Raw genomic sequence first — 17200 nt, forward strand, 5'->3', positions numbered from 1 at the left:
GCGCGCGCCGCCGCTTCGGCGCCGCCCCCTGCGCAGTGCCCCGCCAGCAAGGCCTGCCCGAGCTGCTGCGGGCCGCAATCCGCGCCGCGCGCATAGTCGGCCAGGACGTCGAGCCATGCCAGCGCGGCGCGCGCCACGGGCCAGTCGCGCAAAGGCCGGCCCACCGCGATATTGCAGGCCAGCGGCGCCGCGGCGTCGGGGGACGCCAGCTCGACATGCATGACCCGGCGCGCCAGCACCACGTCGTCCTGCAGCCTAGGCGAGACAATGGCATAACGTCCTTGCGGATCGCGATTCATGCAATCCACGGCCCAGCGGGCAGCCAGGCGCCATTCCGCATCGGGCTCATCGGCCAGCACACGCACGACATCGACGGCAGCCGGCCGCGGTTCCCGTAATTGCAGGACGTCCATGCCTTGCTCGCGCAGGGCGCGCAACAACAAAGCCAGGCGCGGCGAGAATTCGTTGAAGCCGGCCAATACCAGCGTACGCGCCGGCAGCGCCATGCCGCCGTCGAGCACGGCCTGCATGACGCGTTCGCAGGACAGGTTTTCGTCTTCGGCGTCCAGGCTGTCGAGCAGTTCCCGATAGCGCTTGCGCCAGGTCCTGAAGCGCAGGTATTCGGGGGTCTCCAGCCCTTCGGCCACCACGATGCGCCAGTCGGACATCAGCCAGTCGGCCTCGTAGGCCAGCCGCGCCGCCTGGGCCGTATCCAGCAGGACGTGCTCGGCCTCGGCGGCCTGTATCACTTGCCGCCACAACTGGCGTGCGCCAAAGGCATCCAGCACATGGGCCGCGCTGCCCGCGTCCGCATCGAAAGACAGTTGTTCCGCGGCCTGGCGCAGCCAGGCGCCCAGCGGCACGATGGCCGGCACGGCCATTACCTGGCGCCGCGCGTCCAGCCCGCGCGACAGTTCGGCAAGAATGCGGCGCGCCAGCCGGTTGTTGACCGTCAGCACCAGCGTTTCCTCGCCGGGCAGCCCGGCCAGCGCCTCCAGGGATATCGGGTCGTATGTGTCGTCCATCGTTTCTTGCATGCCGCGTGCCGCGGCCGCACACGGGTGCATCATGCGGCGGGGCAGCCGCCGCCCGCCCCTGCCGGCTGCGCTTTGTACGGGCTACGAATTAGAATATTGTGTAGCGGCCACGTGCGCGCCCGGGCCGCGGCCCGGCCAGCGCCCGCTCCGGCCATCCCGCACTGTACACCATGAATACGGAGCAAGACAGTGAGCAAAACCGCCGCGCGCAAGCCTTCCGGACGCGCCGCAGCCCCGGCACAGGAAACCGCGCCGGATACAGCGCGGCGCCCGCGAAAACAGTCATCGGGCGCCCCCACCCAGCCGCCGCCGTCCCGCCCATCCGCGCAAGCATCCGCCCGGCGCCCCGCAGCCGCGACCGCAACGCCGGTGGAGCTGGCCGGCTCCATCGCGCTGCGTTCCGGCACCCATGCCTGGGGCAGCCAGAAGCGCATGGCGCTGCTGGAGGCGATCGGCGAAGCGGGCTCGATCACGGCGGCGGCCAAGCAGATCGGCCTGAGCTACAAGGCAGCCTGGGACGCGGTCGATGCCATGAACAATCTGGCCGGCGAGCCGCTGGTACTGCGCAGCACCGGCGGCCAGCGCGGCGGCGGCGCGCAACTGACCCCGCGCGCCATCGAGCTGCTGCAGGTCTACCAGGCCTTGAACGCCGAACACCAGCGCTTTCTCGCCGCCCTGGCCAAGGCCGGGCGCGATCCCACCCACCACCTGAAATTAATACAGCAAATGATGATACAGACCTCGGCCCGCAACAAACTCGCTGCCACCGTCAGCCGCGTAGTCCAGGGCGCAGTCAATGACGAAATCGTGCTGGACCTGGGCGAAGGCCAGGAACTCGTAGCCATCATCACCCGCGAAAGCGCGCGCAATCTCGGTGTCGCGCCCGGCAAGCAGGCGCTGGCCTTCATCAAGGCCTCTTCCGTCATGGTCGGCCTGCCCGGCGGCGGCGCCGATGGCGGGCGCCTGAAGCTATCGGCCCGCAACCAGTTGCGGGGCCGCGTCAGCCAGGTCGTCCCGGGCGCGGTCAACTGCGAAGTCCGCATCGAGCTTCCCCAGGGGCGCAGCTTGGCGGCCATCATCACCATGGAAAGCGCCAAGACGCTGCAGTTGCAGGAAGGCACCGAGGTATTGGCCGTCATCAAGGCGTCCAGCGTGCTGCTGGGGGTCATGGAATAATTCCATATTTAATCGATCGTGAACACGAAAGCGAAGCGCAGACAGTACACCCAGTACGACAAGCGAAGCTGACAAAGTGCATGATTGGTTTAGAAATGGAATAAGGCTCGACAAATCCGGGCGATGTTCCATGGGCGCGAAACAAAGCGGCATTCTGGAATGAGCCACGCGGGCTCGCCCATCGGGGCGCCGCACAGCCGCAGGACCGGGATTCAGGCGGCGGCCTGAACTCGCGGGTCGCCGCGCAAGGCCAGCGCGGCCGGATCCACGGTGCCGATGATGGCGCCGGCGCGGATCTCATAGACCTCATCGGCCAGTTCGGCCACATCGTCGGGGTCGTGGGTGATCAGGATCATGGGAATCTCGAGCTGCCGCTGCAGGGCCGCGAGTTCCTGGCGCATCTTGCGCCGCAATGCCGTGTCCAGCGCGGCAAAAGGCTCGTCCAGCAGCAGCGCACGCGGCTCCAGGGCCAGGGCGCGGGCCAGCGCGACCCGTTGCTTCTGGCCGCCCGAAATTTCCCAGGGGTAGCTCTCGAGTATGTGCCCCAGTTCGAACGCATCGACCCAGCGGCGCGCGGCCGCGGGCAAGCGGCGGCGGCTGGGATTGGCCCAGCCGGGCTTCAGGCCGAAGCCGATGTTCTGCGCCACGGTCAAGTGGGGAAACAGCGCATAGTCCTGGAACAGATAAGCAAGCCGGCGCTCGCGCGGCGGCAGGCATATGTCCCGCTCGGAATCGAACAGGGTCGTTCCGTTCAAGGCGATGTGGCCGCGCTCGGGCCGCATCAGGCCGGCGATGGACTGCAGCGTCATCGTCTTGCCCGCGCCCGAAGGCCCGAACAGGGCCAGCCGGCGCTGTTCGGTCTGGAAGTCCACAGCCAGCCGGAATTCGCGCTGGCCGGACAGCAGGCGATGCTCTATATGCACGCGCACGCTCATGAGGGTGCCCTCCCGTCGCGGCAAGACGCGACGCCCGGCATGCCAGGCGTCCACGCCATCGGCGCCTGGGCCGCTTGCGCCTTTGCGCTGCCGCAATTCGCCCTCTTCGCCGGAATCCTTGCAGGGGCCGCCATGCATATGCCTTTCATCGCTTCGAGCCCCTGCGGCCGTATGCCGGCAGGAAGTGGCCCGCCAGCCAGAGCACGACAATGCATGTGACCGAAGTCACCAGCACCAGGATATTGGCGAGATCGTCGTTGCCCGCCTGCACCGCCTCGTAGATGGCGATGGACAAGGTCTGGGTGCGGCCCGGAATATTGCCTGCGATCATCAAGGTGGCGCCGAATTCCCCCAGCGCCCGCGCGAAGGCAAGCAACACGCCGGCAAGTATGCCGCGCGAAGCCAGCGGCAGCACCACACGGAAAAAAATCGCCGCCTCGCTGGAACCCAGCACGCGCGCGGCATTGCACAACTGCGGATCGACCTCTTCGAAGGCCGCGCGCGCCGACTTCAGCACCAGCGGGAATGCCACCACGGTCGCAGCCAGCACTGCGCCCTGCCAGGTGAACACCAGCTCTATGTTCCAATGCGCCAGCCATACGCCCAGCCAGCCCCTGCGGCCGAACAACACCAGCAGGTAATAGCCCATGACCGTCGGCGGCAACACCAACGGCAGGGTCAGGACGGAATCGACGAAGTTGCACCAGCGCGAGCGCCAATGCGCCAGCCCGAACGCGGCCGCCGTGCCCAATACGGCGGCAAACAAGGTGGCCCAGCCGGCCACCTTGAGCGACAGCAGCAGGGGAACGACCAATCCCGTCATGGCTTTGCGCGGTGTGTGCGTGATGTCGCGGAGCCGGGCCCGCCATGGCTGCGGCGAACCCCGGCACGCGGGTGATGGGAGCTAGCCCCGAAAAAAGACATAGCGGCCGCGCCGGGCCCGTGAAACATTCCGCGGACCCGCTACGGCCTTGCCGGAGAATACTACGAACTACGTACGGCGGCCGGTTCGATAGGCTTTCAGGGTTTCTTGAAGCCATAATGGGCCAGGATCTCCTGGCCTTGCGCCGACAGCACGAACTTGACGAATTCGCCGGCATGCGGGTTCACGCCCTTGCGCGCCACCACGGCAATCGGGTACAGCACGGGCTTGGGGGAAGGCAGCGCCTGCACCACCTTGACCTTGTCCGGCATGATGGCCGCGTCGGTGCCGAAGACGAAGCCTGCATCGACCTCGCCGCGCGCGACGTAGTCCAGCGCCTGGCGTACGTTCTGCGCCAGCACGGCCTTGGGCTGCACCGTCTGCCACATGCCCACTTGCTTGAGGGACGCCTCGGTATAGCGGCCCACCGGCACCGAAGCGGGGTTGCCGTAAGTAAGCCGCTTGACGTCGGCGCGCTTCAGGTCCTTGACGTCATGCAAGCCCAGCTTGCTGTCGGTCGGCACGATGAGCACCACGCCATTGCGGGCGAAATCCTTGCGCGTGGCGGGATCGACCGCCTTCTGCGCCACGGCCTTGTCCATGGCCTTCTCGTCGGCCGAGGCGAATACGTCGGCCGGCGCGCCGTTGACGATCTGCTGCAGCACCACGTCCGAGGCGCCGAAACTGGTCAGCACCTTGGTGCCGGGATGCTTGGCCTCGAACTGCTTGGCAACGTCCTTGAAGGCGTTGGTCAGGCTGGCCGCAGCCGACACCACGATTTCATCGGCCATGGCCGCAGGGGTGCCCACAGCCAATCCCGCGGCAACGACGGCCGCATACATCCATGCTTTCACTATGTTCTCCTTTGATGTTCCCGGTGAGGCTGCGCGCTGCCGGCTGTCGACGACAGCAGATCCGGCAGGCCTACCGGCTGCGCCGGCCTCGCCGTTGCGGCCGCCAAGCGCTCTCACCGAAATATATATACCTATATAACGATAGTCAAATTGTTACCACTGCGATGCTATGAGGCTATGAGGCTATGAGGCTATGAGGCTATGAGGCTATGAGGCTATGAGGCTATGAGGCTATGAGGCTATGAGGCTATGAGGCTATGAGGCTATGGGGCTATGGGGCTATGGGGCTATGGGGCTATGGGGCTATGGGGCTATGGGGCTTGGGGCATCATGCCCGCCCCTTCGGGGATATAGAATGCTCCCCATGCATCCCTACCCTCGCCGCCACTCTCTACTCCACGGGCGCCCACACGCCCGCGCGGGCGCAACGCCATGTATTCCGCCCCCGCCTCGATAGACGCCTTCCTCGACGCCGTCTGGCTGGAGGACGGGCTGGCCGAGAACACCCTGGCGGCGTACCGGCGCGACCTGAGCGCCTATGCCCGCTGGCTGCACGACAAGATGGGCAAGGATATCGACCAGGCCCAGTCCGCCGATATCCAGGACTGGTTCGTGGCCCTGCACGCGCACTCCAAGGCCAGCACCTCGAACCGGCGGCTGGCGGCGCTGAAACGCTACTATCTCTGGGCGCTGCGCCAAGGACGTGTCGCCGCCGATCCGTGCCTGACGCTGCACTCCGCCAAACAGCCGGCGCGTTTTCCCAAGACGCTGTCGGAATCACAAGTCGACGACTTGCTGCAAGCGCCCGACGTGAACAGCGACCTGGGGCTGCGCGACCGCGCCATGCTGGAAACCCTGTACGCCACCGGGCTGCGCGTCTCGGAGCTGGTCAATCTCGGGCTGCTGGACATGAATCCGCAAGAAGGCGTGGTGCGCGTGATCATGGGCAAGGGCGGCAAGGACCGGCTGGTGCCCCTGGGCGCCGAGGCGCTGCACTGGCTCGAACAATACCTGGCCGGCGCGCGCCCCGCCCTGCTTGGACGCCGCCACTGCGACGCGCTGTTCGTCACCTCCCGCGCCGCCCCCATGACGCGCCAGTCCTTCTGGCTGATCGTCAAGAAATACGCGGCGCAAGCCGACATCCACACGCCGCTGTCCCCGCATGTGCTGCGCCACGCCTTCGCCACACATTTGCTGAACCACGGCGCCGACCTGCGCGTGGTGCAGATGCTGCTCGGCCATGCCGATATTTCCACCACCCAGATCTACACTCACGTCGCCCGGGAAAGGCTCAAGGCCTTGCACGCGCGCCATCACCCGCGCGCATAGACCGCGCACCCAAGCCATGAACGCCAAGACCCGCCACGTATCCGAAACGCCCACCACGCAGATGCTGAAGAAGCATCGCATCGCCTTTGGCGAACATCCTTATGAATATGTCGATCACGGCGGCGCCGCCGAAGCGGCCCGGCAGCTCGGCGTCGACCTGCACCAAGTCGCCAAGACTCTCATCATGGAAGACGAACACGGCCATCCGCTGGTGGTCGTGATGCACGGCGACTGCGAAGTTTCCACCAAGAACCTGGCGCGCCAGATCGGCGCCAAGAAAGTGGCGCCATGCACGCCAGACAATGCGCAAAAGAATTCGGGATATCTGGTGGGCGGCACCTCGCCTTTCGCGACGCGCAAGAAGATGCCAGTATGGATCGAGTCGAGCCTGCTGGACTATCCGTCGATCTACCTGAACGGCGGGCGCCGCGGCTATCTGATCAGCCTGGCGCCAGCCGCGCTGGTAGACCTGCTGCAGGCGCGGCCGGTGCGGGCGGCGCTATCGAAAGGAGATGCCTGAGCGGCGCCACGGAAGGCATGAGGCCAAACGGGACGCCTGAGTGCAGCCATGAAAAGCATGAGGCGGGCCGGCAGCCGGGACACCGGCCACGCCGTGGGCCGAAGATGCGCCGGAATGTCGGCCCGGAGTTCACCACTTCATCAGTTCGCCAATTGGACTGCCGGGCAATCGTGCGACCCGGCAATCCGGCAATCCGGTGATCCGGCAATCAATAATAATAAGGCCGATAGGCGGGGTGCACGACCACTACCGGCGGCGCTATTACTGCGGGCGCGGCCACATAGCCTCTGCGCGTCGGCACTACCACACAGCCGGCCAGCAAGGACAGCAGCGCGGCGGCCATGAGTACTTTTTTCATGATCGTGAAACTCCTTGGAGTTGCGGGGCTTGCAACCTGCGGCCCAATTGCCGCGGGCGCTATCCGCACGAGCCATCGCTCGACGCCTCGATCATAAGCGGCCGTGCGCGCGCTGCGCGGGCCTGCATTCTGGCAGTTATTTCGCCGGGTTACGGAACAACGAAGGCCGCCCGTATGTGACATATCGCGTTACCAACGTGAGGCAAAAGCGCCACGTGGAACATGGCGCCGCCCTGGCTGGACGCCAGGCCTGCGGGCGCAGCGACGTGCAAGCCCGCCCTCGCCCCGACTCTTGCTGTGCTATTGCGCGAGCTCGCGCATTTCCTTGTACAGATCCTGCTTGCCCTCGAAGCCGATGCCGGGCAGTTCGGGCATGACGATGTGGCCGTTTTCCACACGCACGCCGTCGGGGAAGCCGCCGTAGGGCTGGAACAGATCCGGGTAGCTTTCGTTGCCGCCCAGGCCGAGCCCGGCGGCGATGTTCAGCGACATCTGGTGGCCGCCGTGGGGTATGCAACGGCTGCACGACCAACCCGCTATTTCCAGTTCGCGCAAGGTCCGCAAATACTCGCACAAGCCATAGGACAGTGCACAATCGAACTGCAACCAGTCCCGGTCCGGCCGCATGCCGCCGTAGCGCAACAGATTGCGTGCGTCCTGGTGGCTGAACAGGTTCTCGCCGGTGGCCATCGGGCCGGGATAATACTCGGCCAGCACCGATTGCAGGCGGTAATCCAGCGGGTCGCCGGCCTCTTCGTACCAGAACAGCGGATAATCGCGCAACACACGCGCGTAGGCGATGGCAGTGTCCAGATCGAAGCGGCCGTTGGCGTCCACCGCCAGTTGCGCCTGGCTGCCGATTTCGGCCAGCACCGCCTCGATGCGGCGCGCGTCCTCGGCCAGCGGCGCGCCGCCGATCTTCATTTTCACTACGTTGTAGCCGCGGTCCAGATAGCCGCGCATCTCGGCGCGCAGCGCCGACAAATCCTTGCCGGGGTAATAGTAGCCGCCGGCCGCATACACGAAGACCCTGGGGTCGGCCTCGCGGCCGTGGCGCTCGGCCAGCAGGCGGAACAGCGGCTTGCCGGCGATCTTGGCCACGGCATCCCATACCGCCATGTCTATGGTACCTACGGCCACCGAACGCTCGCCATGGCCGCCGGGCTTCTCGTTGCTCATCAGCGTCGCCCAGACGCGGTCGGGGTCGAGGTTGTCCTGTGCATCGTTGAGCAGCGAGGCCGGATCTGCCTCGGCAACGCGCCGCATGAATCGCTCGCGAATCAAGCCGCCTTGCCCGTAGCGGCCATTGGAATTGAAGCCGTAGCCCACCACCCGCTTGCCGTCGCGCACCACATCGGTGACTACCGCCACCAGGCTGCTGGTCATCTTGGAGAAATCGATGTAGGCGTTGCGGATCGGTGACGCTATAGGCTTGGTGACTTCACGGATTTCGAGTATCTGCATGGCGCTTGTCTCTTGATATAAAGCAACGGGGAATTCAGAGGGAACCGCCGCCGCAGACAACGATCTGCTGCCCGGTGATGGCGGCCGCGTAGGGGCCGAGCAAATAGGCCACCAATTCGGCGATCTCATCCGTGCGTATGAACCGCCCTATCGGCGGCAGGCGCGGAGGGCTGCCTCCACGCGTGGGGTCTGCAAGCATGGGAGTGTCGGTGGCGCCCGGCGCAACCACGTTCACGGTGACGCCGCGCGGCGCCAGCTCCGCTGCGCAGGAACGCGCCAAGCCGAGCAACGCCGCCTTGGTCGCCGCATATTGCCCGCGCCCCGCTGCGCCTGCCGCGGTGCGGCTACCGATCAGGACAATCCTGCCGCCGTCCGGCATGCGAGCAGCCAAGGCGTCGATCAACGTCTCGGCCGCCTGTACGTGCACACGCCACATTGCCTCGCCGTCCTCGGGCCGGAACGCGCCCACGGGATTGACGCGCATGAAGCCCGCCGCGTGCACCAGTGTATCGACATCCGGGCAGTTCGCACACAGCCGCAAGACCTCGTCGGTGGCCGCCAGGTCCGCCTGCGCGTAGCGGAAATCGCCGGGCGGGTCTTGCCGCGGCGCGCGCAGGTCGACGCCGGTAACCCGCCAGCCGCCGGTAAGCAGCCGCGCAGTGATGGCCGCGCCTATTCCGGAAGCGCAACCCGTGACCAGCGCGTGCCGGCGGCCGTCCTGCGCGCAATGTCGATCCCGAGGGCGCGGCGCCGGCCCTGTCTGCGTGCTCATGCCGGGACCCATCAACGGTAGTTCATGGCGTCGCTGCGCACCTTGGCCGGATCGAAATCGTTGATCGCGTCGATCAGGTCATTGGTGTAGAAAGGGCTGTAGTCGGCGATCTTCCAGTGGTTCATCGCGGCCTCGGTTTCGAATTCCTTGACGTTGATGCTGCCCATCTTGGCGTGCGGATAAGGCGGCACATAGAGCTTGATGCGGCGGCCTATGGCCTTGTAGATCGCTTCCACGGCCTGCTCCTGGCTGCTGCCGCGCGGCGCCGCCTCGGGATACATGCGCAGGAACGCCAGCGCCCCCGCCTTGGGGTTGGCCAGGATGAATTGCGAGGCCTTGCATACCGCGCGCCCAACGCCTATTACCTCGGCCTTGTCTTTCTCCATGCGTTCGCGTCGGGTCTCCAGGAACTGGCCGCCGATCAGCGGCAGCTTGGGCGGCCGCGGCAGCAGCCTGAACGGCAGGCCGGCGGATTCGATCAGGCCGAAGCCCACGTCGTAATACGCCAATGCATCGATCTGGCCGCGCTCCAGCGCCACCCCGGCGGGCACGCCCCCGCCCACGGCGACCCATTTGAAGTCTTTGTCGGGATCGAAGCCCATGGACTGCAGCACATTGCGGGTTACCGGGTAGTCGGTGGCTCCGAAGCCCGAGACGCCGATGCGCTTGCCCTTCAGGTCGGCATAGCTGTGTATGTCCGACTTGGGCAGGACCGCCACGTCCCATTTGTATGGATAGGTGTACTCGTAGAAATTGACCGACTGCTTCCATTCGCCGCGCGATAGCACGGGCAAGCCGAAAGAAGGCACGCCGACGCCGAAATCGATGTCGCCGCGGTCCACTGCCACCTGCACATTGGCGTTAGTCCCCAGGGCCTGGGTGGTAACCGACAGGCCTTCGGCCTTGTTGTAGCCGAGGATTTCGCCGACCACCAGGTTGATGACGATCGGACTCATCGACTTCAGCCCCACTCCCAGCTTGAGTTTCTTCAAGCCCGCCGCGGTCTGAGCCCTGGCGGATCCCAATGCCAGGCCGCAGGCCAGTGCGCCCGAGGCCATCATGAATTCCCTACGCGTAACAGCCATGTCCGTCTCCTTTTTTTGAAAGCCGATTATTCGTTCATACGCTATCTGACAGTTGCGCTGGATTCGGGCGCATTCATTTCTTATTGCGCTCGGTCCAGTGCACCACCCGCCGCTCGATGCGGTGCACCACCGCATGCAAAGCAATACCCATCGCACCCAGGATGATCAGGGCCGCGAACACGCCAGCCACGTCCGTTACCGCCTGAGCCTGTGTGATGACCACGCCCATGCCTTGCTGGGCGCCCAGGAACTCGGCAACAATGGTGCCCAGCAGGGCATACACCACCGCCATGTCCAGGCCGGCGAAGATGTACGGTGCGGCACCGGGCAGCTTGACCAGCCGGTAGGTTTCCATGGGCGAAGCCGACATCGACTTCATCAGGTCGATGCGTTCCGGCTCGACCGAGCGCAAGCCGCTGAAGCTATTGATGAGCACGGGGAAAAAGGCCAGCAACGCGGCGATCGCGATCTTCGAGCCATCGCCGAATCCCAGCCAGATCACCACCAGCGGCGCGATCGCCACTTTCGGCAGGCTTTGCAGCGCAAAGGCGTACGGCATCAACAGTTTTTCCACGCTGCGGCTCTCGGCCATCAACGACCCCAGCACCAGGCCCGTCATGGTGCCGATCAGGAAGCCCAGGGCAGCATTGGAAAACGTGCTCCAGAGCGGCAGGTAATAGCCCACGGGGTTGTCAGGGGCCACGGCCAGGCCCGACCATAGCGCGTAGGCCACCGATTCGGGCGAGGGCAGGATGTACCGTGGCACGTGCAACAGCCGCACGCTGAGGTCCCAGACCACCACGAGCACGACCAGGCCGATAGAAGTGACCAGCGGACCGTTGATGCCCTTGCGCTCGCGGCCGGCGGGCCTCGGTCCCCCGGCTGTCGCTCCCGGGCCGGAAGCCACGGCGCCCCTATCGGCATGCCCGGCATTCGCCGCGTCCGACGTACTGGCGATATTCGTAACCTGGCCCACGTCGGGCGCGCCCGCGGCGCGTACGGTACCGGCGACGCCCGAGCCGGCGCGGGATGCGATCGCGTTCATTCCACTCCCCCTTCCGCGTTGAGCAGCTTGCGGATCTGACCGGACAGTTCGGCATACGCCGGATAATCCAATATGGTTTCGAAAGCCCTGGGACGCTCGATCTTCACATCCAGGACGCTCAGTATCTCGCCCGGCCTGGCGGACATCACGACCACTCTGTCGCCCAGGAATACCGCTTCGGAAATGCTGTGCGTAATCAATACCACCGTCTTGTGGCTGGCCCTCCAGATGCGCTGCAGCTCCAGGTTCATGCGCTCGCGGGTGAGCGCGTCCAGCGCCCCGAACGGTTCGTCCATCAACAGAATGCGCGGATTGCGCACCAGGGCGCGGCAGATGCCCGCGCGCTGCTGCATGCCGCCCGATAGCTCGTAGGGATACTTGCCGGCGAATTCCGCCAGGCCGGTCATCTCGAGCAGGCCGTCGACATCTGCGTCGCCGACACCCTTGTAGCCGCCCACGCGGGTCGGCAGCGCCACGTTCTGGCGCACGGTGAACCAAGGCAGCAGATTGGCCGCCTGGAACACCATGCCCACGTCCGGCGACGGGCCCTGTATCTGCCTGCCGTCCAGGTAAAGGCCGCCCTGCTCGCAAGGCTCCAAGCCCGCCAGCATGCGCAGCAGCGTGCTCTTGCCGCAACCGGAAGGCCCCACAATGGTGACGAATTCGCCTTCGGCGATGTCCAGGGAAATACCGCGCAAGGCATGTACGTCGCCCGACGAGGTGTGGTAGATCTTGCTCAGGTCCTGAATACGGATGACCGGATTCGCCGCGCCTCGCGCCGAATCCAGGCTCCGAACCGGGGGTTCCATCAGTTCAGACATGCACTCCTCCTGCCCGGCTTACCGCCGGATTCGTTTTCATGGACCTCCGCGCGACGGCGCTCCGGTGCCCATACCACGCGCCCTGCGCCACGGCCCGCAATCCCGGCAAGCTCCTTATGCGGCGTCGCGCTGCTGGAGCCCCGCGTGCCGCAAGGCTGCATCGATGGCATCCAGTTCGGAACGCGACGGCGCCTGCGTGGGCGGACGCACCGTGGCGCTGCGCAGTATTCCGGCGCGCGCCATTGCTGCCTTCATGCGTCCGTGCGCTTCGCCCGTCGGTTCTCCGGCGCCATATACCGCGTCTTTCAAGGGATCGATCAGCGACTGCACCTGCATTGCCTTGCGCAGGTCGCCATCGGCCACGGCCTGCAGCAGGTCGTGGATGAGGCCGGGAATCAGCGACGCGAAACCGACCAGGGCGCCATCCACGCCCTGCACCATGGAAGCCAGCAGATATTCGTCGTGGCAGGTCAGCAGCGCCTTGGCCGGATCCGCCTCGCGGATCGCCTTCAGGTCGCGCGCGTATTTGTTCATCTCGCGCGTGCCGATCTTGAACGCCTGCACATAAGGCAGGCGCGCCAGTTCGGCCAGCAGAGCACTGGGGAACGACGCACGCGTCCAGGCCGGATATACGTGGACCACCAGCGGCAAGCCGCTGGCCTTGCCTATCGCAGTGAAGTAATCAATGCAGTGTTCGGACCGGAAACCGAAGCGCAGCCAATGGTGCGGGGGCATGATGTCCAGCGCACGCGCGCCCGCCTCCTTGGCCATGGCGGCATGTTCGACAGCTTCATTGATGCCCTCGCAGACCACGGATGAAATGACCGGGCAGATATCCTTGACCGCGTCGGCGACGACGCGCGTCACGCCCGCCCGTTCTCGCGCCGTCAGGGAAAACACCTCTCCCGTGTGGCCGTTGGTCATCAATGCGACGATGCCCGGCTGCCGTGCGAGCCAGCGTGCGTAGCGCCGCAACTCGGGTTCGTCGACGCTGAAATCGTCGTTGAACGGTACGGCTATGGCCGGAATGATGCCGTGGAAATTGAAGTTCGCCACAATGACTCCTCGAGAGCACTCGTCTATCAATTGAATAAAACCGCCGCCTCAGGTGGCGTGCGGCAAGGTAAAGCTACCGTTGGACCGCAGGGCCTTGGACAACTCCACGGAGGCTTCTACGACAGGCCCTATCGCATCCTCCTTGAACTGGGCAAGCGTCGTATTGAGCGCCGGCGCGGCCACGCTCACGGCAGCCACCGGCATGCCGTCCACGTCAAGGATGGGCGCGGCCACCACGTATAGCCCCGATACGTTTTCCTGGTCGGAAACCGCGTAGCCCCTGTCCTTGACCTCGTCCAGGCGCTGCAACAACTCGTTCAAGTCCACCAAGGTGGTGGGCGTAAGTTTTCTGCGTGGAGACGACTCCAGCACCCGGACCTGCAAGTCGCGCGGGCACCAGGCCAGCAAGGCATGGCCGATAGCCGACGAATACACCGGGATGCGGCTGCCTATGCGGATGTCCACGCCCAGGCGGGTCAGGCCGGCCTGCACCCGCTCGGCATACAACACCTGCGAATCCTCCAGCACCCCTATGGATGCAACCTCGCGCACTTCTCCCACGAGGCCGCGCAGCACCGGGCGCGCATGGGTGCGCAGGTCGGAATGCGCGATAGCGTTGAACCCCAGGTCCAGCACCTTGAAAGACAGCCGGAACAACCGCGTGTCGGGGACTTTTTTCACATAACCCAGGTTGACCAGCGTGTTCAGGAAACGGAAGGCAGTGGCGTTGTCCACGTCGGCCTTGCGCGCCACCTCGGCCATAGTCAATTCGGGCTGAGCCGCCGTGAAGGCTTCCAGAATCCTGAAAGCCTTGGCCAGCGACAGCACGGTGTTCTTGGCGGCAGGCCGGCCGTCGTCGGCCGCGGCAAGCCGCTTGGCATGGGTGGTGTCGGTCATTGCATATGCCTTTTTGTTCGGATTACGAATTTTTATTTTATATGAGAACGAACCGAAAATATCTTGTGTCTCCATCGCTCGCATAAGCCATCCGTGATGATTCATGGCAAATAATTCGGATTGCGAATTTTTATTTTATTTTTATGGAAGAATGTTAGGCAAAAAAAATTCAGCCATCAATATCGATTACATTTACTTTCAAACAGGCCTGCGCGAGGCCTGCGCAAGCTCGCATCACGGCGGCGCAGCGGCGCGCTGCACCGCCGCGCCTGCAATCAAACCGTCGGCATGACGAATTCGTTGCCCTTGCTGATGCTCTCGGGCCAGCGCTGCATCACCGACTTCTGGCGGGTGTAGAAGCGCACGCCCTCTTCGCCGAAAGCATGGGTATCGCCGAACAGGCTGCGCTTCCAGCCGCCGAAGCCGTGCCAGGCCATGGGCACCGGGATGGGCACATTGATGCCGACCATGCCGACGTGGATGCGGCGCGCGAACTCGCGCGCGATATGGCCGTCGCTGGTGAAGCACGACACGCCGTTGGCGAACTCGTGGTTGTTGATGAGATCGACCGCCTGACCGAAGTCGTCCACGCGCACGCAGGCCAGCACCGGGCCGAAGATTTCCTCGCGATAGATGCTCATCTCGGGCTGGACGCGATCGAACAAGGTGCCGCCGACATAGAAGCCATCGTCGTGGCCGGGTACCTTGTAGCCGCGGCCGTCCACCTTCAGTTCGGCGCCCTCTTTCACGCCCGCCTCGATGTAGTTTTCTATGCGCTCCTTGGCCTGGCACGTGACGACCGGACCCATTTCGGCGTCCAGGTTCATGCCGTCCTTGATCTTCAGGCTGCGGGCACGTTCTTCGAGCAAGGGGACGATGCGATCGGCCACGCTGCCCACCAGCACCCCCACCGAAATCGCCATGCAGCGCTCGCCGGCCGAGCCGTAAGCAGCCCCCACCAGCGCATCGACGGCGCGCGGCAGGTCGGCGTCGGGCATGATCACCATATGGTTCTTGGCGCCGCCCAGCGCCTGCACGCGCTTGCCGAAATGGGCGCAACGCTCGTGGATGTAATGGGCGATGGGCGTCGAGCCCACGAAGCTGACCGCGGCGACATCGGGATGCTCGATCAGGGCGTCGACCGCCACCTTGTCGCCTTGCACGACATTGAACACGCCGTCGGGCAGGCCCGCCTGCTTGAGCAGGTCGGCCATCAACAAGGAAGCGCTGGGGTCGCGCTCGCTGGGCTTGAGAATGAAAGTGTTGCCCGCGGCGATGGCCACCGGGAACATCCAGCACGGCACCATGCAAGGAAAGTTGAACGGCGTGATGCCGGCCACCACGCCCAGCGGCTGGCGCATGGTCCAGTTGTCGATGCCGTTGGCGACCTGGTCGGTATAGCCGCCCTTCAGCAATTGCGGAATGCCGCAGGCGAACTCGATCACGTCCATGCCGCGCGCCACTTCGCCCTGGGCATCGGTGAAGACCTTGCCGTGTTCGGCCGTGATCATCGCGGCCAGCTTGTCGGTGTTTTCCTGCATCAGGGCCAGGAAGCGGTTGAGGATGCGCGCACGGCGCACCGGCGGCGTATCGGCCCAGGCCGGCGCGGCCTTGCTGGCCGCCGCCACGGCCGCATCCACGTCCTGCGCCGTGGACATCACCAGGTGCCGTGCCACTTTGCCGCTGGACGGATTGAACACGTCCTGCTTGCGCCCCGAACTGCCGGGCACGCGCGCGCCGTTGATGAAATTGACGACATCCTTGCCGTCGGTATAAGGCTGGGGAGCATTCATGGCGGGTCTCTGGTCCTGTCTGGAGTTTGGCCCAGGGATTCCGGGCCGCGGAAAACTGCCGCCGCGGCTGCCTGGATTGGCGGCCGACAATGGCGTATGCGGCCCAGTATAGGTTTGGCTCGCGTCCTCTTCAATGCCGTAACATTGGACTCATTGTTCAAAAAAATTGACAATAAGCACGCACGCGGATACCCGCCGCAAGGAAGCCATCATGAAAGAACACGGCAAGGAACCTCTCTGGTCGCATATCTACTGGCTCAACGCCCTGTCGGTGGCGGGCAGCTACACCGCCGCGGCCCGGCACCTGGGCGTCAGCAAAGCCGCCGTCAGCCTGCGCATCGCCGAACTGGAACAGGCCGCCGGCGTTACCCTGGTCAGCCGCACCACCCGCAGCGTGCGCCTGACCGAGGCCGGCGAATCGCTGGTCAAGCAGACGCGCCATGGCTTCGAGTCCATAGAACAGGGTTTTTCCAACGTGCGCGACCTCGCGGACAGCCCCAGCGGCACCCTGCGTGTGACCGCGCCCATGGCCCTGGGCCGCCAGAAGATCATTCCCACGATAGGCACTTTCTTGATGAAGCACCCCGAAGTGCGCATCGAGATCGAGCTTTCCGACCACCTGAGCTCGCTCGCCCGCGAAGGCTTCGACCTCGCCATACGCCATACGTCGAACGTGCCCGAAACGCATGTGGCGTGGCGCCTGCGCCCCAGCAAGACGCTGCTGGTGGCGGCGCCGGCCTATCTTGCGCGCCACGGCACCCCGCGGCGGCCCGAGGACCTGGGCAGCCACAACTGCCTGTCGTACCTGCGCCCGGGGCTGCCGCCAGTATGGATATTCGAGCCGGCCCAACGTAAGCGCGACAAACGCAGCGTCCCCATACATGGCAATTTCTGCGCCAACAATAGCGAGGCCCTGCGCGAACTGGTGCTGGCGGGCCAGGGCGTGGCGCTGCTGCCCGATTTCAGCGCCGAGCAGGACGTGGCCGCCGGGCGCCTGTGCCACCTGCTGCCGTCATGGAAGCCGGCCAGCGTGTTCGGCGACGCCATCTACGCGATACGCCCCTATAACGCCTACGTGCCGCGCGCGCTGCGCATGTTCGTGCAGCACTTGAAGGACGCGCTGGCGCAGGGGTGAA

Annotated in this window: 17 protein-coding genes and 1 pseudogene; 5 read left to right on the plus strand and 13 right to left on the minus strand. The window is 65.2% G+C overall.

The annotated features are described in order from the left end of the window. Positions 1-1037, minus strand: a pseudogene (locus KVP10_RS17120) (PD-(D/E)XK nuclease family protein); the annotation flags it as partial. Between the two features lie 369 nt (positions 1038-1406). Here KVP10_RS17120 and KVP10_RS17125 point away from each other — a divergent pair. Next, complete coding sequence (locus KVP10_RS17125) at positions 1407-2213, plus strand: TOBE domain-containing protein (protein WP_343218763.1); 807 nt, start codon at positions 1407-1409, stop codon at positions 2211-2213. Between the two features lie 212 nt (positions 2214-2425). Here KVP10_RS17125 and KVP10_RS17130 read toward each other — a convergent pair whose 3' ends face one another. The 3 genes from KVP10_RS17130 to modA form a co-directional block, all read right to left on the minus strand. After that, positions 2426-3148: an ATP-binding cassette domain-containing protein gene (locus tag KVP10_RS17130; RefSeq protein WP_217966047.1), complete on the minus strand. Its 723-nt coding sequence runs from the start codon at positions 3146-3148 to the stop codon at positions 2426-2428. Between the two features lie 145 nt (positions 3149-3293). Further along, entirely contained in the window at positions 3294-3971 is a 678-nt protein-coding gene (gene modB, locus KVP10_RS17135) for a molybdate ABC transporter permease subunit (RefSeq protein ID WP_217965873.1), read from the minus strand. Positions 3972-4168: 197 nt separating this feature from the next. Beyond that, a complete protein-coding gene (modA, locus tag KVP10_RS17140) occupies positions 4169-4912 on the minus strand; it encodes a molybdate ABC transporter substrate-binding protein (protein WP_217966049.1) in 744 nt (247 codons plus the stop codon). A gap of 444 nt (positions 4913-5356) precedes the next feature. Here modA and xerD point away from each other — a divergent pair, with 444 nt between their 5' ends. Both xerD and ybaK read left to right on the plus strand, forming a co-directional pair. Continuing rightward, complete coding sequence (xerD, locus tag KVP10_RS17145; RefSeq protein WP_217965874.1) at positions 5357-6253, plus strand: site-specific tyrosine recombinase XerD; 897 nt, start codon at positions 5357-5359, stop codon at positions 6251-6253. A 16-nt stretch (positions 6254-6269) separates the two neighbouring features. Next, positions 6270-6773 carry a Cys-tRNA(Pro) deacylase gene (ybaK, locus tag KVP10_RS17150; RefSeq protein WP_217965875.1) on the plus strand — a complete coding sequence of 168 codons (504 nt, stop codon included), beginning with the start codon at positions 6270-6272 and terminating at the stop codon, positions 6771-6773. A 208-nt stretch (positions 6774-6981) separates the two neighbouring features. On the opposite strand, the gene KVP10_RS17155 is transcribed toward ybaK, so the two are convergent. From KVP10_RS17155 to KVP10_RS17190, 8 genes are all read right to left on the minus strand, one after another. Beyond that, a complete protein-coding gene (locus KVP10_RS17155; RefSeq protein WP_217965878.1) occupies positions 6982-7131 on the minus strand; it encodes a hypothetical protein in 150 nt (49 codons plus the stop codon). Between the two features lie 300 nt (positions 7132-7431). Continuing rightward, positions 7432-8595, minus strand: coding sequence for a mandelate racemase/muconate lactonizing enzyme family protein (locus tag KVP10_RS17160; RefSeq protein ID WP_217965880.1), 1164 nt, complete (start codon positions 8593-8595; stop codon positions 7432-7434). A gap of 34 nt (positions 8596-8629) precedes the next feature. Beyond that, positions 8630-9367, minus strand: coding sequence for an SDR family NAD(P)-dependent oxidoreductase (locus KVP10_RS17165; protein WP_217965881.1), 738 nt, complete (start codon positions 9365-9367; stop codon positions 8630-8632). Positions 9368-9378: 11 nt separating this feature from the next. After that, positions 9379-10452 carry an ABC transporter substrate-binding protein gene (locus KVP10_RS17170; protein ID WP_217965882.1) on the minus strand — a complete coding sequence of 358 codons (1074 nt, stop codon included), beginning with the start codon at positions 10450-10452 and terminating at the stop codon, positions 9379-9381. Positions 10453-10525: 73 nt separating this feature from the next. Then, positions 10526-11497 carry an ABC transporter permease gene (locus KVP10_RS17175; RefSeq protein ID WP_217965885.1) on the minus strand — a complete coding sequence of 324 codons (972 nt, stop codon included), beginning with the start codon at positions 11495-11497 and terminating at the stop codon, positions 10526-10528. Next, positions 11494-12318: an ABC transporter ATP-binding protein gene (locus KVP10_RS17180; protein WP_246600785.1), complete on the minus strand. Its 825-nt coding sequence runs from the start codon at positions 12316-12318 to the stop codon at positions 11494-11496. Before KVP10_RS17180 ends, KVP10_RS17175 begins: the two co-directional genes overlap by 4 nt. A 114-nt stretch (positions 12319-12432) precedes the next feature. Beyond that, on the minus strand, positions 12433-13374 hold the full coding sequence (locus KVP10_RS17185) for a dihydrodipicolinate synthase family protein (RefSeq protein ID WP_376810976.1): 942 nt from the start codon (positions 13372-13374) through the stop codon (positions 12433-12435). Positions 13375-13422: 48 nt separating this feature from the next. Beyond that, a complete protein-coding gene (locus tag KVP10_RS17190) occupies positions 13423-14271 on the minus strand; it encodes an IclR family transcriptional regulator (RefSeq protein WP_217965888.1) in 849 nt (282 codons plus the stop codon). Between the two features lie 103 nt (positions 14272-14374). Here KVP10_RS17190 and KVP10_RS17195 point away from each other — a divergent pair, with 103 nt between their 5' ends. Next, a complete protein-coding gene (locus KVP10_RS17195; RefSeq protein ID WP_217965889.1) occupies positions 14375-14563 on the plus strand; it encodes a hypothetical protein in 189 nt (62 codons plus the stop codon). Here KVP10_RS17195 and KVP10_RS17200 read toward each other — a convergent pair. Further along, a complete protein-coding gene (locus KVP10_RS17200) occupies positions 14547-16064 on the minus strand; it encodes a CoA-acylating methylmalonate-semialdehyde dehydrogenase (RefSeq protein ID WP_217965891.1) in 1518 nt (505 codons plus the stop codon). The genes KVP10_RS17195 and KVP10_RS17200 overlap by 17 nt on opposite strands. A gap of 211 nt (positions 16065-16275) precedes the next feature. On the opposite strand from KVP10_RS17200, the gene KVP10_RS17205 reads away from it, so the two are divergent. After that, on the plus strand, positions 16276-17199 hold the full coding sequence (locus KVP10_RS17205; protein WP_217965892.1) for a LysR family transcriptional regulator: 924 nt from the start codon (positions 16276-16278) through the stop codon (positions 17197-17199). Position 17200: the final 1 nt, after the last annotated feature.

Origin of the sequence: Candidimonas humi, from assembly GCF_019166065.1 — a bacterium.
Taxonomy (GTDB): Bacteria; Pseudomonadota; Gammaproteobacteria; order Burkholderiales; family Burkholderiaceae_B; genus Candidimonas; species Candidimonas humi.

What these genes read in the sequence shown, in the direction of transcription:
- KVP10_RS17195 (WP_217965889.1), top strand. Translation starts at nt 14,375, where the DNA reads ATGGCAAATAATTCGGATTGCGAATTTTTATTTTATTTTTATGGAAGA.
- KVP10_RS17130 (WP_217966047.1), bottom strand. Translation starts at nt 3,148, where the DNA reads ATGAGCGTGCGCGTGCATATAGAGCATCGCCTGCTGTCCGGCCAGCGC.
- KVP10_RS17205 (WP_217965892.1), top strand. Translation starts at nt 16,276, where the DNA reads ATGAAAGAACACGGCAAGGAACCTCTCTGGTCGCATATCTACTGGCTC.
- ybaK (WP_217965875.1), top strand. Translation starts at nt 6,270, where the DNA reads ATGAACGCCAAGACCCGCCACGTATCCGAAACGCCCACCACGCAGATG.
- modA (WP_217966049.1), bottom strand. Translation starts at nt 4,912, where the DNA reads ATGTATGCGGCCGTCGTTGCCGCGGGATTGGCTGTGGGCACCCCTGCG.
- xerD (WP_217965874.1), top strand. Translation starts at nt 5,357, where the DNA reads ATGTATTCCGCCCCCGCCTCGATAGACGCCTTCCTCGACGCCGTCTGG.
- modB (WP_217965873.1), bottom strand. Translation starts at nt 3,971, where the DNA reads ATGACGGGATTGGTCGTTCCCCTGCTGCTGTCGCTCAAGGTGGCCGGC.
- KVP10_RS17180 (WP_246600785.1), bottom strand. Translation starts at nt 12,318, where the DNA reads ATGTCTGAACTGATGGAACCCCCGGTTCGGAGCCTGGATTCGGCGCGA.
- KVP10_RS17160 (WP_217965880.1), bottom strand. Translation starts at nt 8,595, where the DNA reads ATGCAGATACTCGAAATCCGTGAAGTCACCAAGCCTATAGCGTCACCG.
- KVP10_RS17155 (WP_217965878.1), bottom strand. Translation starts at nt 7,131, where the DNA reads ATGAAAAAAGTACTCATGGCCGCCGCGCTGCTGTCCTTGCTGGCCGGC.
- KVP10_RS17165 (WP_217965881.1), bottom strand. Translation starts at nt 9,367, where the DNA reads ATGAGCACGCAGACAGGGCCGGCGCCGCGCCCTCGGGATCGACATTGC.
- KVP10_RS17175 (WP_217965885.1), bottom strand. Translation starts at nt 11,497, where the DNA reads ATGAACGCGATCGCATCCCGCGCCGGCTCGGGCGTCGCCGGTACCGTA.
- KVP10_RS17170 (WP_217965882.1), bottom strand. Translation starts at nt 10,452, where the DNA reads ATGGCTGTTACGCGTAGGGAATTCATGATGGCCTCGGGCGCACTGGCC.
- KVP10_RS17200 (WP_217965891.1), bottom strand. Translation starts at nt 16,064, where the DNA reads ATGAATGCTCCCCAGCCTTATACCGACGGCAAGGATGTCGTCAATTTC.
- KVP10_RS17190 (WP_217965888.1), bottom strand. Translation starts at nt 14,271, where the DNA reads ATGACCGACACCACCCATGCCAAGCGGCTTGCCGCGGCCGACGACGGC.